This window comes from Rubrobacter marinus (assembly GCF_011492965.1).
Classification (GTDB): Bacteria; Actinomycetota; Rubrobacteria; order Rubrobacterales; family Rubrobacteraceae; genus Rubrobacter_F; species Rubrobacter_F marinus.
Genome location: NZ_CP045121.1, coordinates 3712497 through 3726341, shown reverse-complemented (window position 1 = coordinate 3726341; position 13845 = coordinate 3712497). Strand labels below are relative to the sequence as shown.

Sequence of the window (13845 nt, the reverse complement as noted above, 5' to 3'; positions counted from 1 at the left end):
GTGAGGGATCACGCTCCGGCGCATGTACCGGCGAAGTTCAGTAGCCGGGGCGGCCCATCCTGGAGTAGGTGATCTGCTTCCCCGCCTCGACACCCGGCTGGTCGAAGGCGTTGACCCCGTACAACGATCCCGAGATCGCGGTCTGCACCTCCAGCGCCTGGAAGAGGTAGCCGAGGTTCTCCTCGTTTATGGCGCCGAGCTTTATCGTGGAGTTCGGGCGCCCGGCCTCGGTGAGCGCTTTTCGCGTGGCATCGCACTCGACGTTCAGGAGCTCGCCCATCGTGTGCCCGCCGAGGTAGCCGACGCCTTCGAGGTCGGCGTAGGCCTCGGGAATGGGCAGGTCGCGCGCGTGCTCCTCGACCTCCACGATCTCGATGACCTTGTCCTGCGGCCCCTCCATGTAGAGCTGCACCTGCGAGTGCTGGTCCGTCGTCCCGACCGCCCCGTGCGGCGTGGAGCCCTTGCCGTCCTTCCCCAGGGACTCGGCCCAGAGCTGCACGAACCACGCCGCGAGACGGTCGAGGGCGTCGGCGTAGGGCATCATCACCCGCACGTTGCGCCCCTTGTTCGCATCCATGAGGTAGTGGTAGGCCGCGCCCTGAACCGCCGGGTGCTGCGCACCCATCTCCCGGACCTCGTCGGCGCACTCGGCAGCACCCCTGAGGAGGGCGTCCGCGTCGAGGCCGGCGACGGCGGCGGGGAAGAGACCGACCGGGGTCAGAACGGAGAAGCGGCCCCCGACGTTCGGCGGTATGTGCAGGGTCCTCATGCCCTCTCGCGCGGAGATCTGGTTGAGGTAGCCCTCCTCGGGGTCCGTGGTGAAGACGACGCGCTCGGCGTAGCCCTCCTCGCCCAGAACTTCTATGAGGGCGCCGCGGACGACGAGGAAGTTCGCCATCGTCTCGGCGGTGGAGCCGCTCTTGGTGACGACGTTCACCCACGTATTCCGGAGGTCGGCGACGTCGAGGATGGCCGCGAGCGTCGCGGGGTCGGTGTTCTCCGCGAAGTGTACGCGGGGCCCGCCACGGTCTGGGAGCGCGTTGTAGTAGGGGTGGTTGAGGGCGCGCTGCACCGCGATGGGCCCCAGGGCCGAGCCCCCGATGCCGACGTGTACGAAGTCCGTGGCACCCGAGGCACGCACCTCTTCGGCCAGGGCTTTCGAGGGTCCGGGATCGGCGGTCTTCGGGAGTTCGAAGAAGCCGGGCGGGTTCTCGAGGAGCGTCGATGCTGCCCCTTCGAGGCGGGAGGAGAGCCCCTCAAGCTCGGTCTCGGAGATCCCCCTTCCACCTCGACGAGGTTCGTGTGGTCGAAGGAGACCTTTGCCATGCGCTCTACCCCCGTGTTTCGCCTGATTCGCCGTGAACCGATCCGCGACAGTCTAACGGCTCGCGACGGGCCGCGGCCACCCCCCGGAGGAAGGTGGCCGCTACCCCATCAGGCCGGGGTGTTGGAGAGCTCGAGGAAGGAGTCGAGCTCCTCGTCCACGGCGCGCGTGCGGAGCCTGCGCAGCGCGGTCGCCTGGATCTGGCGGGCCCGCTCGCGGGTGACGCCGAGCTCGCGCCCGATCTCCTCAAGCGTGGCGCCCTCGCCCCCGTCGAGGCCGTAGCGGCGCTCGATGAGGTGGCGCTCGCGCTCGGGGAGGGCCTTGAGGAGGCAGCGGACGTGGACCTTGAGCGCACCCTCCGCGAAGAGGTCTTCGGCGCCGGTCTCGACCTCGTCGGCGAGCAGGTCCGAGAGGGAGCCGTCGTCGTCCGCGCCTATCGGGACGTCGTAGGAGACGACGGTCTTGCGGGCGGTGAGGGCGTTGTTGACCCACCCCTTGCTCTTGCCGGTGAAGACGGCGATCTCCTCCAGGGTGGGCTCGCGGCCGGTGGACGACCGGAGGTGCTTGCGGGCGCCGTTGACGGCCCTCTCCTCCTCGGCGGCGTGGACGGGTAGCCTGATGGCGACGGCCTTGTTGGAGATGGCGCGGCCCATGGACTGCTTGATCCACCACGTCGCGTACGTCGAGAACTTGGTGCCGAACTTCGGGTCGAAGCCCCTGGCGGCCCGCATGAGCCCGAGGTTGCCCTCCTGGATGAGGTCCGCGTACTCGAGGCCCCTCCCCGCGTACCCGCGGGCGATGGAGACGACGAGCCTGAGGTTGCACCGGACGAGCTCCTCGTAGGCCGCCTCGTCTCCCGCCTGAATGCGAGCGGCGAGGGCGACCTCTTCCTCGCGTCTTAGTAGCCGGTGTCGTCGCGCCTGCGCCATGTAGAGACCGAGGATGTCCGGACCGCCGCCTGTCCCCTCGGAGTGATTCGATGTCCGCTCTACCCTCTGTTCCATGCCGCGTCCTCCCCATCGTTTCACCCGTTGCTTTGTGTGGGCACCACGATACTTTCGGGCGGCGCGCGGTTACATAGGAAATAGGTCCCGTGGGCGCATGGGCGAATGTCCCGATCCTACTGGTCCTAAAGGACCTACCGGCGCTATAATCCCCGACCGACTTGGGAGGACGGCGCAACAAACAGGGAGGGGAACGACCCGCGCCTATCGGCGAGGTGTTGTCGCGCCTCAAGGAGGAGTATCCCGACGCGCGGACCGAGCTCCGCTGGGAGACCCCGCTGGACCTCCTGGTCGCCACGATGCTCTCCGCCCAGAGTACTGATGTGCGGGTGAACATGGTGACGGAGCACCTCTTCGAGCGCTACCGTGCCGCCGGGGACTACGCGCGGGCGGATCGGGGGCAGCTGGAAGAGGAGATCCGGACGGTGGGCTTCTTCCGCAACAAGGCCCGCGCCCTGATTGAGATGGGACGCGCGCTGGAGGAGGAGCACGGGGGCGAGGTCCCGCGCACGATGGAGGGGCTCGTCGGGCTGCCCGGGGTGGGACGAAAGACCGCAAACGTGGTCCTCGGCAACGCCTTCTCCATAAACGAGGGGGTGGTCGTGGACACCCACGTCCGGCGCCTCTCCAACCGGCTCGGCCTCAGCAGCGAGCACGACCCCGAGAAGATCGAACGCGACCTCATCCCGCTCGTCCCGAAGGGGAGAGGGCCCTCTTCTCGCACCTCCTGATCTTCCACGGCCGCCGCGTCTGCAAGGCGCGCAAACCCGACTGCCCGAACTGCGTCCTCAACGACGTCTGCCCTCGGCCTTCGAGGTCTAGGCCCCGGCGAGCCGCCACCACCCGACGCGCGGAACACGAGGCCGTATAATCGGCGGACGCAACCGGGGGAATGGCAGAGCGGCCGAATGCGCTGGTCTTGAAAACCAGAGGCGGTAAAACGCCCGTAGGTTCGAATCCTACTTCCCCCGCACCGCCCCCTAGCGGCCCCCGCGACGACCGAGCCGCCGAGCTTGCTTTCCATCATGTTAAATTTGTTAGCAAAAGTTAAGAAAATAGAGACTTCGCTGTTTCGAGTGTGTACACTACCGGGTAACTTCCCGAATGGGACGTTGATATGCAGGCGGGACAAGAATGACCGTGTAGGTAGAAGGAGGACATCTCTGTGAAGAAGATAGCTATTCTGGCGACGGCCGCGATGCTGGCCATGCTGATCCTGGTGCCGGCAGCCATGGCGCAGGAGACCACCATGATGGAAGAGACCACCATGATGATGAGCGACACGATGATGGAAGAGTCCACCATGATGGGCGGCGAGGATCTCCCGTCCAGCGGTGGTCCCGCGATTCTTCTGCCCGCCGCCGCCCTGCTCCTGGGCTCGGGCGTCCTGGCGTTCGCCGTTCTTCGGCGCAGGTAGGGGACGCACGACCCTCTTCTAGGGTCTTCGGGATAGGGGAGAGCCTGCACTCTCCTACTCCTACATAAGCCGAGAAGATTTCGGCTTCCGACGGGGACGGCCTTAGCGCCGTCCCCGTCTCTTTGCGCTGAAGCAATCTGCCGAGGTCATGGTTCGCTACCGGGGACGCATCGTAAGGACTTCGCGACGTTTCACGGTCTTCTCGATTGCTTTTTACCTCGAGCTTGCGCGTGAGACTCCGGCGCAAGCTCAGCGAGGACCCCACTCGCAAGCGGTACGCACTATGCGAGAAACGTGCGCCTTGCTTCGCGCCGACGATGTCGAGTACACCCTGCGACGCAGAATAGTGGAGGACTCCGCGTGCTCGGCAAGGAGATCATGCACCCTCCGCGCCGGAAGCTGAGGCACGTTCGGAGTGAGGGTGGGGGCCTCGGCGAACGCGTCGACTATGCCTCGAGGAGCAAGCCGGGGCCCTCCCTGCCCAGTGCCGCGTGCTGCTCGCGGTCCGTGCCCCTCCGTTCCTGCCGGTGGCGACCGGGGCCATAGCGTAGCTTTCGGCGCTCCCATGCGCTAGCATCCGGACGGGGCTGGTACGGGGGTGACGATGAGCCGTGAAGCCATAGAGAGGGCCATGGAAGAGGCCGGGTGGAAGCTCGACGCGGGATTCGTCGACCACCTCGTCGTCGGACACGACAGCGTCGTGTCGATACTGGCCTACCCGTGGTCGTGGAAGACCGACGCTCCGGCGTTCGAGATCTCCCACGAGGTGAAGGACACCACCTACTGGGTCCGAGAGATACCGACCCCGCAGCGGGCCATCGAACTGATCGAGGAGAACGGCGGCCCGGCCGGGGAAGAACGCGGTAACCCCCACAAAGCGGAGAGCGCCGACGAAGGAATGCGGTCATCGTAGACGGGCGAGGGCCGGAAGGAGGGGTGCCCCCGAAGGTCGAGGCCCGCCCGAAAAACTGGCTGGAGGCGGTGGTGCTGGCGTCTCTGCGCGAGCAGGAGTCCTACGGGTACGAGCTGATGCGGCGCTTGACGCGGTTCGGGGCCGAGGCGACAAACCCCGGCACGCTGTACCGGACGCTCAGAAGGATGGAGAGGGAAGGCTGGTGCACGTCCGAGTGGGAGACCTCAAAGGGCGGGCCGGCGCGCAGGAGGTACTCGCTCACCGCCGCTGGGGAGGCGTACCTGGATCTCTGGATCGCGGCGCTGGAGGACTACCAGCGGCACGTCGACGCCCTCTTCAACCTCTACGCTGGGGAGCGGTCGTAAGCTCGAACCGTACGGTCCGGTGCATTGCATACTTCGGACCATTGCGGGGCTACCTGGAGTAGACGATATTGCACGGATGGCGGCACGGTGGCACCTATCGGAGGGCGAGTTGGGAGAGACCCGCCCCATCCTGCTCGCGTTGCTGCGCGACCACCGCAATAATGGAAGAGGGTTCTCGGACCTGAAGGTTGCGAGGCTCGAGGCGGCGGCGGACGCCCACTGGTTCGTCTACCCGGACGACGAGGAAGTGATAGAGGCCTGGAAGGCGTTCTACGGCCGGGTGGAAGGCTCCGCTACCGAAGGGGCCTGACCGCGCCCGAGGCGCCTTCCTGGTCCCCGCCCCGGGCGCGCCGAGGGGGCCGCCTCTTGTCGGCGGGCGCTCAACCGGCCAGCAGGTCGCGTCCCACGGAGCGTACCGGACGCCCTCGATCCCCTCGGTGCGGAGGACCTCCACGAGGCCGGGCACGCACGTCGGCTCGATCTCCTCCAGGGTTTTAAGGTGGGGGCGCGGCTCGCTCATCTCGCGCCCATTCTACGCGTCTCGTGGTGCGCGAAAGGGCCGGAGCCCCGAAGGACCCCGGCCCAAAAACTCGGACTGTCCGGACGATCGCCCTACCTCGAGCGACGTCGGCAGCCGCACCGGCTAAGTCGCCATGGGCCGCGCCGACGGCGCGTCAGTCGCAGTAGCCGTAGGAGCCCATGTCGCTCACCCAGCCCCAGTCGGTGACGACCCGCAGCCTCCACCACTCCAGGCCGTCCTGGTTCGTGCGGAACGTCTCCGGGAAGGAGAAGTAGTGGGTGGGCAGGGGGATGAGGCGGTACGTGCCGTCGCGGTTCATGTAGGAGATGCTGGCGTCGCCCTTGTACTTGAGCTTGAGCACGACCGAGCTGTTGGGCCCGCACGGCCCGTTGGGACCGCCGCTGCTCGTGATGTTCCTCGCCAGCGCGGGCTCCGGCGCCCACAGCGCCAAGAACACCGCCGCCACCACGGCCGCCAGTACCCGCATCCGCAGCGTGGCCCCCGCCTCTCCCGCCTCGCGCGTCTTCCCCATCGCTCCTCCTCGTTCCGCCTCGAGGGGCGCGGGCAGCGTCCCGACGGTCGGGCGCCCCTGACCCCCCTGCTCCTGGACGCCCACCATACGCCGGCCGGCCCCCCGCGTGTTTCAGGCCGGTGAAGCGCGGGTTAACTTCGGCGCAGGGTCTCCTGCCGGTCAACCGCCCGCGACGCCGAGCCGCCGCGCGCCGAAAAGAAGGAGCGGCCCACCCTGGCCCTCACCGACCAGGAGGCCTTTTTCGGGGCCGCGAACGGCGAGCGACTCGAGGCCTTGTGGATCGTGTGGTGCCTGGCCGGCCCGAGGCCCGGCGAGATCCTCGGCGTCGAGTGGCAGGATGTCAGGCTGAACGACCCCGGGACCGACGGCGAGCTCCTCATCCGTCGCTCCTGGTCCGCCACCCTGACCGGGGCGTACATGCGCGAGACCACGAAGACGGGCAAGGGCCGCTCCGTCGCCCTCCTGCCGGAGGCCGCGGCCGCCCTCAAGGTGCACCGCTCCCGCTACCTCGAGGAGCGCGCACGCCACGCCGAGGCGTGGGAGGGGCTGCCGAAGCACCGCGACCTCGTCTTCCCCTCGAAGGGCGGCACCGCCATAGACCATACGAACCTCAACCGCCAGCACTTCAAGCCGCTCCTCAAAAGGGGGGGGGCTCCCGCTCATGCCCCTAAGACCTCAGGCACTCCTTCGCGACGCTCTGGGTCGAGTCGGGGGAGTCCTCCGAGGTCATGCAAAAAATACTCGGGCACTCGTCCATAAAGACCACCCTCGACACCTACAGCAACCTCTCCTCGCGCTACCTCAGGGAGTCCTTCGGCAGGTTCGGGGACGCCCTCGGGAGGACCCCGTAGGGGTCAAGGGTGGGGTCGGGGCCGGAAAGCCGGACCGGCGGGAAAGCGAAAGCCCCGCGTTTTGCGGGGCCTTTTCGAGTGAGCCGCCCAGGACTCGAACCTGGAACCTAAAGATTAAGAGTCTTTTGCTCTGCCAATTGAGCTAGCGGCCCGTACGGCGAGGATTATAGCACTCGGGCTCGGGGTTGCGACGTCTCCTTCGCCCATCGGGGCCCGTGCCGAGGTCGGAGATACGGCTTTACATGTTCCTCTTGAAGGAGAGTAGGAGCTTCTGGGAGCGGCTGGGGTTCGCGGAGAACTCCTCGCCGGTCAGGGGCGTGTTCAGGAACTCGCTGTATTCGGGGATGGAGCTTGCCTCATGGGAGTCGAGGTCCCGGTATCCCATGGACCAGCCGGGGAACTGCCGCTCCTCGAGGGTGCCCTGTTGCAGCAGGATCTCGCCCTTGTGCCGCGGGTCGCCGCCGATCTTCGCGTAGAGCGAGCGGACAGTGCTCTCCTCGCCTTCGAGGACCTGCATGAAGTTGCCGTCTTTGTAGAGCAGCATCCCCGTGACGCCCAGATCGGCGTTGTTCTTGCGGCACTGTGCCAGCAACTCGTTGAGGTCGGCCTTCGATAGGTCCTGTGTGGCCGTGCTTGCGTAGGTTAGAAAAAACACCCGTTACTCCGTGCTAGGTCATCGAACTGTTCACTCTAGTATTACCCATTCCCCGCTTCGATGAGCGCTCCGAGCCCTCGATTCTGAGTCTTCGTTGTGAACGATATCGGGTTTTTGCAGCCGGCACCGGGAGCTCCTACCTTCTAGAAACCTCACGCGCTTGCGTGCACGCCGGGCCATGCTCCCTCGATAGTTTGCACGGGGTGGCGCCGTCCTTTATAATGACCGGCACAAAGCGGAACTCGTCCGAGTACCGCTAAGGGCCGGAAGAGGGTTTCCTCCTATCGACACCGGCCCTTTTCTTCTGCCCGCGATCATTACCCCACTTCCTCCGCGATGGTGAAGAGCTCGTCGGCGTGGCGGCGGACGGAGGTTGCGAGGTCGTCGGTTGCGGTCGCGATGCGGACCCGGTGGAGGGGGGCGTGGTAGCGGAGCATGTCCTCCTCGGAGAGGCCCGAGACGCCCTGCCAGGTTACCGGGTTGCGCTCGCCGTACGTGAGGCCGGGGGAGCGCAGGATCACGCGCAGCCCCACGCTGAAGCGTTTGTTCTCCGGGAGGTCGATGAGGATGTCGAAGGGTCCGGCGACGCCTTTTCGGTAGCGGGTGAGGTAGCGGGCCCAGGCCTCCTCTACCCTGCGCCGCCAGGAGGCGTCGTCGCGCAGGCGGATCAGGGAGGCGTAGCTCGGGTGGCGCTCGTCGAGCTCCAGGGCTCGCCTGTACGGGCGGCGCTCGGTGAGGCGCCTGACGAGGGTGGCGGAGGAGCCGCCGGGCTCGGCGGAGCCGGAGACGAGGGCGAGCGCCCCGGCGTCGTCCTGGCGGACGAGCTCTTCGGCCGAGATCTCGCCGGCCTGCACGGCGTCCTGGACCGCCCGGAGAAACATGGCGGTCGGGACGCGCAGGGCGTGGTGACCGTAGACGTTGTAGTGCATGAGGTAGCGGGCGAAGACGAGGGCCTGGAGGTGCCCGACCCCGGACTCGTCGAGGGCGAGAACGGCGCGGTTGTCCTGCCCCACGATGCGCAAGGAGCTGATGAGCGCCTCGACGTCCATGTTGCCGAAGGGGAGCTTGGCCCCGCGGGTGTCGCGCACCAGGCCGTCGAGCGCCGCGAGGTCCAGGGCGCCCGAGAGCAGGTCCCGGACGAGGTGCTCGGTAGGCGTGAGGTCCCGCAGGGGCGTCCCGATACCGGAGCCCGCATCGGACCCGTCGCCTCCTTGCGCGACCAGGCGGAAGACGTTGTGGGGCTCCAGGTTCCAGGTCTCGCGGAGGACCTCGGCCACCTCGGTCTCCTCGATGATGCGCCGGGTCTCCGCGTCGCGGTGGGCTATGCCCGGGAGGGCTATGCCCTCGACGGCCCAGGGGTGAGGGTACCTGCCCACGTCCAGCAGGAGGGCGGCGGCGAGGGAGCCCCGGACGTCGCGGTCCTCCAGGTAGGCGCCGGAGTCCGTGATCCTCTTGAGGGTGAGGCGGGTGAGGTGGTAGACGCCGACGGCGTGGTCGAAGCCCGTGTGCCGGGCGGCGGGGAAGGCGAAGTGGGCGAAGCCGAGAGAGCTTACGCCTTTCAGGCGCGTCATTGCGGAGGTCTCGAGGAGGGTGCGAACGGCCTTGTCCACGGGGACGTCGCCCCAGACGCCGTCCCGGATCCTGCCCTTAGAGCCCCAGAAGTTCTCCCCAACCGTGCTGCTCGTCACCGACCGCCCCGACCCGCGTCCGCCGGACTACAGTCTCCCCCGTGGGGGTATTCTATACGAGGAACGATCTATACTTTCGTGACCCGGCGAGGAGCCCCGCGCACGGAAGCGTCGGAAGGAGCGAGCCCATACGCGCCGAAGAGCTCGATGTCTTGAGGGGGAGACGGTGGTCTTGAGGCCCCCGCGCGAGTCGGACGTGGAGGCCGCCTACGAGTGGGACCGCGACCCCGAGCTCGCCGCCTGGAACGGGCGGCCCCGATCAAGCTGTCACTCGAAGCGGCCCGCCGCGACTACCTCTCGCGCTGGAAGGATTCGTCCGTCAAGACCTTTATAATCGAGTCGAGGACGGACGGGGACGAGCCGATCGGCATGGCGACCCTGTACGACTTCCGGAACGGGGGCTGCGAGCTCGGCATCAAGATCGGGCGAGACGACCTGAGGGGCCACGGGCACGGCGCCGAGGCCGTGGAGCTCCTCCTCTCCTACTGCTTCGACACCATGGGGCTCAAGACCGTGCGCGGCTCCACGCTCGCCCACAACGTGAGGATGCAGCGCGTCTTCGAGAAGCTCGGCTTCAAGGAGAGCGGCGACGGCTCCATCATCAGCCGCTTCGACAACAAGCGCTACACCGAGCTCTTCTACGAGCGCCGCTGGGACGACCGGTAGAGAACCCGGCGAGCGCCGCCCGCGCGCCGCTACCATGGGTTCCGCGAACACCAGGAATCGCGAGGAGGGCGCCGAAGGACGCGGCGGTGGGTATCTTGCTTACAATACAGGCATGACGGCGACGAAGCTCGAGCTGGACATCCGACGGCGGGGCGCGATGCGCGGCATCCTGACCCTGGGGAGCCTGGACCCCGCCTTCGAGGGGGCGGAGGGGGTGAGCGGCGGGTCGGTCGTGCTGGACCTGCGGCCGGTCGAGTTCGTGGAGCCGGCCGGGCTCTGCGGGCTGGCGGCGCTGCTGGAGTTCCTGATCTCGCGCTCCCGTCTCGTCGGGGTGAGGATACCGGGCCACAACGTGGCGGCGTACCTGGAGCGGATGGATTTTTTCAGGATCTTCGGCCACCGGGTGGAGACGAACGTGGACGTGGCGGCCCTCGAAGAGCGGCGGCGCGGCAACCCGGGGACGCTCCAGGAGCTCATAAACTTCCATTCGGAGGACGAGATCCCGGGGATCATAAACCGCATCTCGGAGATCCTGGAGAATCGGGGCTACCTCCTGCGGGAGCGGGCCGCGATCTGCGCCACCCTCTCCGAGATCTGCGCGAACGCCGTCGAGCACGGCCACTCCCCGTTCGGCGCCTACGCCGCGGTCCAGGCCTACCAGCACATCGTGAGCGGGGGTCGCGGCAAGGGCGAGGAGGTGCTCGTCGCCATCGCCGACGGAGGCGTCGGCGTGCGGGAGACGCTCTCGCGCAACCCTCAATACGCCGAGTTCACGGAGACGGACAACGAAGCCCTGCGCCACGCCCTCAAGATGGGGGTGACGGGGACCGGCGAGATCGGGCGCGGCGGCGGCCTCGCGGTGGTCGGCCAAATCGCCGCCCGCGCCGGCGGCTCCCTCTCCCTGCGCTCCGGCTCCGGCCGCGTCACCTTCTACGGCGACCGGACGAACTCCCGCAACGTCCCCCGGTTCCCCGGCACCTTCGTCAGGGTCTCCCTCCCCAGGAAGGCCCCCGAAGAGCCCGCCTCGTGAACCGCCCCCCCGGACGAGGCGCCCCGGTGCGCAAACCCCGCGTGGCGAGCCCACGCATATAGGGGATAATCCGACGGGTGAATTGCCGAAATTTCATGTTGCGTTTGCTCCGGACACCCTTTATAATCTCCACATATGAGTTCACTGAAGACAGTGAGAGCGGAAACGTTGGCTGATCAGAGGCCGTACGCGGTCTACGACGTGGCGTCCGGGGAGGCGGGCGGCAAGCTGATGGTGACCCGTGGGACGGGCCGCCGGGTGCGAGAGGCGCTCGCGGAGGTCCTGGAGGGGTTGCCGGTGGGTGGCGTGTTGTACGTGGACACGCGGGGCGTGGAGCTCATGGACTACTCGTTCGCGGACGAGGCCGTGGGCGTGCTCGTCTCCCGGGTAGCGTCCGGGGAGTACGGGGACCGGCGCGTGGCGCTGGTCGAGGAGGATCGGGAGCTGCTGGAGAACGTCGAGGCGTCCCTCAGGCAGCGCTCGCTGGCCATGGTGAGGGTGGACGAGGTAGGGGCGAGCCCCGGGATCGTGGGCGACGTGCCGGAGCACCTCGTGGAGACGCTGCGCGCGATCTACGAGGCCGGTTCGATCACGAACGCGGACCTCGCGGCCAAGCTCGGGCTCAACCACACCGCCATGAACAACAGGGCGACCCGGCTCGTGAAGCTCGGCCTGATCCACCGCACCAAGAACACCGCCGCCCCCGGTGGCCGCCAGTACTCCTACGAGGGGATCGCCTGAGATGGCTTCTATTTTTGCCCTTATTCTCACTCATTTCAGTGAAGATAGCGGAGCCGGTGTACGTGCGCCGGAGGAGGTATAGCGGGATGCGCGAAGAGTACATGATCGAGCGTCAGGGCAAGCGGTTCGTGCTGTACGCGGGGCTTCTGGAGGAGGCGCACACGCGGGGCTTGAGGAGCATCGAGACCGAGTTGTTGCAGGTGCCGACGGCCGAGAACGGCGAGCTTGCGATCGCGCGGGCCGTCGTGCGGACGGAGGACGGGAAGTTCACGGGGATAGGCGACGCGAGCCCGCAGAACGTCGGGCGCATGATCGCGCCGCACATCATCAGGATGGCCGAGACGCGGGCAAAGGCGCGCGCTCTTCGCGACGCGATCAACGTCGGCGTCGCCTCCATCGAGGAGCTCGGGGACGATCCCGAGCCGTCCTACGAGTCGCGCAGGGGCGCGAGGCCGGAGGCCGGGAGGGCCGAGGGTGCTCCTCAGTCCGGGGGAGCGGTCGCGCAGGGCGGCGAGGTGTCCAAGGAGTCGCTGCCGGCGACTCGCAAGCAGCTCAACTACCTCGAGGCGCTCATAGCGGACGTCGTCGAGGACGGCCTCCCGAAGTTCGAGAACATGGTCGGCAAGCCCGTCTCCGAGCTCACGCGGGGCGAGGCGAGCGAGTGGATCGGACGGCTCTCCGGGAGGGCCGCGTAGTGGGACGCATGTGGGTGGCCGCTCTCGGCGACGAGACGCTCTACGAGATGGACATGCCGGCCTGCTGCCAGAGGACCGCCTGGGGGCCGACGACTCCTTCGAGTGCCCGTCGTGCGGGGCGTCGTGGCAGGCGCCGCTCCCGTTCGAGCCCGAGGAGTGCGCGTTCGTCGAGCGGGCGGGCGAGGGGAGAGGAAGGGGCCGCTTAAGGTGGCGCGCAAGAAGGAGGCCCTCAGGCCGGACACGACGCTGGCGCCGGCGGGGAGGCCGGAGGACGAGGTCTACGTCCGGGGCTTGCCGGTCTGCTGCCTGGGGTCGTTGAAGGAGGAGATCCTGGCGAGGCCGGGCGGGGGCCGGACGAGCGGAGGATTCTGGGGCTCGAGTGCCGTGTTTGCGGCGAGAGCTGGGTCGTGACGAGCAGCCTCGACGATCGCGTGCTGGGGCGGTTCGTGACGCACGGGGGCCGCGGGTGGCGGTCCAGCCCGGGGGAAGCATCCGGCGGCGTAGCGGGACGCTGCGGGCCGGTAGGGAGAGAGGGGAGAGGAAGATGGCTGAGGACACCCTTACGCAGTACCTGAACCAGATACGGGGCGGGCGGTTGCTCGACGCTTCGGAGGAGCGCGACCTCAGCCGGCGGGTCCGGGAGGGGGACTTTGCCGCGCGGGCGCGGCTCATCGAGTCCAACCTGAGGCTCGTCATCTCCATCGCCAAGAAGTACCGGGGGCGCGGGGTGTCGTTCGAGGACCTGATCCAGGAGGGGAACGCCGGCCTGATCAAGGCCGTCGAGCGCTTCGACCCCGAGCTGGGCAACCGCTTCTCGACGTACGCGACGTGGTGGATCCGCCAGGGCATCACGCGCGCGATCGCGGACCACGCGCGCCCGGTGCGGCTGCCGGCCCACGTCGTCGACGCCCTCTTCCGCCTCCGGCGCGCCGAGGCCGCCCTCAGCGTCGAGCTCGGCCGCGACGCGACCGAGGAGGAGCTGGCCCAGCGGCTGGGCATCAAGCAGGAGGAGGCCCGGCGCCTGCGCGAGGTCGGCCAGCCGGTAGGGAGCACGAACGCCCGCATAGGGGCGGAGGACGGCGCCGAGATGGGCGACCTCCTCCCCGACGAGCGGGCCGGCGACGACTACGCCAGGATCGAGATCGGCCAGTGGGAGGGGACCCTCAAGGAGGCGGTCTCCGCCCTGCCGGAGCGCGAGGCCCGCGTGCTCGAGATGCGCCACGGCCTGGACGGCAGCAAGATCCGCACCCTGCGCGAGGTCTCCGAGGCCCTGGGCATCTCGCAGGAGCGGGCGCGGCAGGTCGAGATCAAGGCGCTCAGGACCATCCGCACCGGCCGCTACGCCGGCACCCTCAGGCGGGCCCTCTCCGAGGCCGTCTAGAGCGATACCCGCCGAAAAAGCCCGGCTCGCGGCCCGGAGGCCCCTCCCCGTAGAGCGACGGGA

At 68.1% G+C, this 13845-nt stretch carries 16 protein-coding genes, 2 tRNA genes and 2 pseudogenes; 14 read left to right on the top strand and 6 right to left on the bottom strand.

The annotated features are described in order from the left end of the window. Positions 1 to 37: 37 nt before the first annotated feature. Positions 38 to 1141 (bottom strand): glucose-6-phosphate isomerase, encoded by a 1104-nt coding sequence (locus tag GBA65_RS19155; protein ID WP_166397912.1) that lies wholly within the window; start codon positions 1139 to 1141, stop codon positions 38 to 40. Positions 1142 to 1434: 293 nt separating this feature from the next. Continuing rightward, positions 1435 to 2328 (bottom strand): sigma-70 family RNA polymerase sigma factor, encoded by an 894-nt coding sequence (locus tag GBA65_RS19150; RefSeq protein WP_166397911.1) that lies wholly within the window; start codon positions 2326 to 2328, stop codon positions 1435 to 1437. 161 nt (positions 2329 to 2489) lie between these two features. Between GBA65_RS19150 and nth the strand changes: the two are divergent. From nth to GBA65_RS19120, 6 genes and pseudogenes are all read left to right on the top strand, one after another. Beyond that, a pseudogene (gene nth / locus GBA65_RS19145) lies at positions 2490 to 3199 on the top strand (endonuclease III). Between the two features lie 15 nt (positions 3200 to 3214). Then, a tRNA-Ser gene (locus GBA65_RS19140) sits at positions 3215 to 3299 on the top strand. A gap of 194 nt (positions 3300 to 3493) precedes the next feature. Then, entirely contained in the window at positions 3494 to 3745 is a 252-nt protein-coding gene (locus GBA65_RS19135; RefSeq protein WP_228281482.1) for a hypothetical protein, read from the top strand. A 604-nt stretch (positions 3746 to 4349) separates the two neighbouring features. Further along, entirely contained in the window at positions 4350 to 4658 is a 309-nt protein-coding gene (locus tag GBA65_RS19130) for a hypothetical protein (protein WP_166397910.1), read from the top strand. A 23-nt stretch (positions 4659 to 4681) separates the two neighbouring features. Further along, positions 4682 to 5023, top strand: a complete 342-nt coding sequence (locus GBA65_RS19125; protein ID WP_166397909.1) for a helix-turn-helix transcriptional regulator — start codon at positions 4682 to 4684, stop codon at positions 5021 to 5023. A gap of 109 nt (positions 5024 to 5132) precedes the next feature. After that, positions 5133 to 5333: a hypothetical protein gene (locus GBA65_RS19120; protein WP_166397908.1), complete on the top strand. Its 201-nt coding sequence runs from the start codon at positions 5133 to 5135 to the stop codon at positions 5331 to 5333. Between the two features lie 364 nt (positions 5334 to 5697). On the opposite strand, the gene GBA65_RS19115 is transcribed toward GBA65_RS19120, so the two are convergent. Further along, positions 5698 to 6075, bottom strand: a complete 378-nt coding sequence (locus tag GBA65_RS19115; RefSeq protein ID WP_166397907.1) for a hypothetical protein — start codon at positions 6073 to 6075, stop codon at positions 5698 to 5700. A gap of 273 nt (positions 6076 to 6348) precedes the next feature. Between GBA65_RS19115 and GBA65_RS19110 the strand changes: the two genes are divergently transcribed. Together GBA65_RS19110 and GBA65_RS19105 are read left to right on the top strand one after the other, a co-directional pair. Continuing rightward, positions 6349 to 6834: a site-specific integrase gene (locus GBA65_RS19110; RefSeq protein WP_166397906.1), complete on the top strand. Its 486-nt coding sequence runs from the start codon at positions 6349 to 6351 to the stop codon at positions 6832 to 6834. Then, positions 6801 to 6926, top strand: a pseudogene (locus GBA65_RS19105) (site-specific integrase); the annotation flags it as partial. The gene GBA65_RS19110 and the pseudogene GBA65_RS19105, both read left to right, overlap by 34 nt. 79 nt (positions 6927 to 7005) lie before the next feature. On the opposite strand, the gene GBA65_RS19100 reads toward GBA65_RS19105, so the two are convergent. From GBA65_RS19100 to GBA65_RS19090, 3 genes are all read right to left on the bottom strand, one after another. Further along, positions 7006 to 7078 (bottom strand) — tRNA-Lys (locus GBA65_RS19100). Between the two features lie 86 nt (positions 7079 to 7164). Then, positions 7165 to 7581: a BLUF domain-containing protein gene (locus GBA65_RS19095; RefSeq protein WP_166397905.1), complete on the bottom strand. Its 417-nt coding sequence runs from the start codon at positions 7579 to 7581 to the stop codon at positions 7165 to 7167. 317 nt (positions 7582 to 7898) lie between these two features. Next, entirely contained in the window at positions 7899 to 9269 is a 1371-nt protein-coding gene (locus tag GBA65_RS19090; protein ID WP_166397904.1) for an HD domain-containing protein, read from the bottom strand. Positions 9270 to 9482: 213 nt separating this feature from the next. Here GBA65_RS19090 and GBA65_RS19085 point away from each other — a divergent pair, with 213 nt between their 5' ends. The 6 genes from GBA65_RS19085 (at position 9483) to GBA65_RS19060 (ending at position 13782) form a co-directional block, all read left to right on the top strand. Next, positions 9483 to 9935 (top strand): GNAT family N-acetyltransferase, encoded by a 453-nt coding sequence (locus GBA65_RS19085; RefSeq protein ID WP_166397903.1) that lies wholly within the window; start codon positions 9483 to 9485, stop codon positions 9933 to 9935. Positions 9936 to 10047: 112 nt separating this feature from the next. Then, complete coding sequence (locus GBA65_RS19080) at positions 10048 to 10965, top strand: hypothetical protein (protein ID WP_166397902.1); 918 nt, start codon at positions 10048 to 10050, stop codon at positions 10963 to 10965. A 168-nt stretch (positions 10966 to 11133) separates the two neighbouring features. Next, entirely contained in the window at positions 11134 to 11706 is a 573-nt protein-coding gene (locus GBA65_RS19075; protein WP_166397901.1) for a MarR family transcriptional regulator, read from the top strand. A gap of 86 nt (positions 11707 to 11792) precedes the next feature. Next, a complete protein-coding gene (locus tag GBA65_RS19070; protein WP_166397900.1) occupies positions 11793 to 12401 on the top strand; it encodes a hypothetical protein in 609 nt (202 codons plus the stop codon). A 207-nt stretch (positions 12402 to 12608) separates the two neighbouring features. Further along, a complete protein-coding gene (locus GBA65_RS19065; RefSeq protein ID WP_166397899.1) occupies positions 12609 to 12812 on the top strand; it encodes a hypothetical protein in 204 nt (67 codons plus the stop codon). Between the two features lie 133 nt (positions 12813 to 12945). Then, positions 12946 to 13782 (top strand): sigma-70 family RNA polymerase sigma factor, encoded by an 837-nt coding sequence (locus GBA65_RS19060; protein ID WP_166397898.1) that lies wholly within the window; start codon positions 12946 to 12948, stop codon positions 13780 to 13782. Positions 13783 to 13845 lie beyond the last annotated feature (63 nt).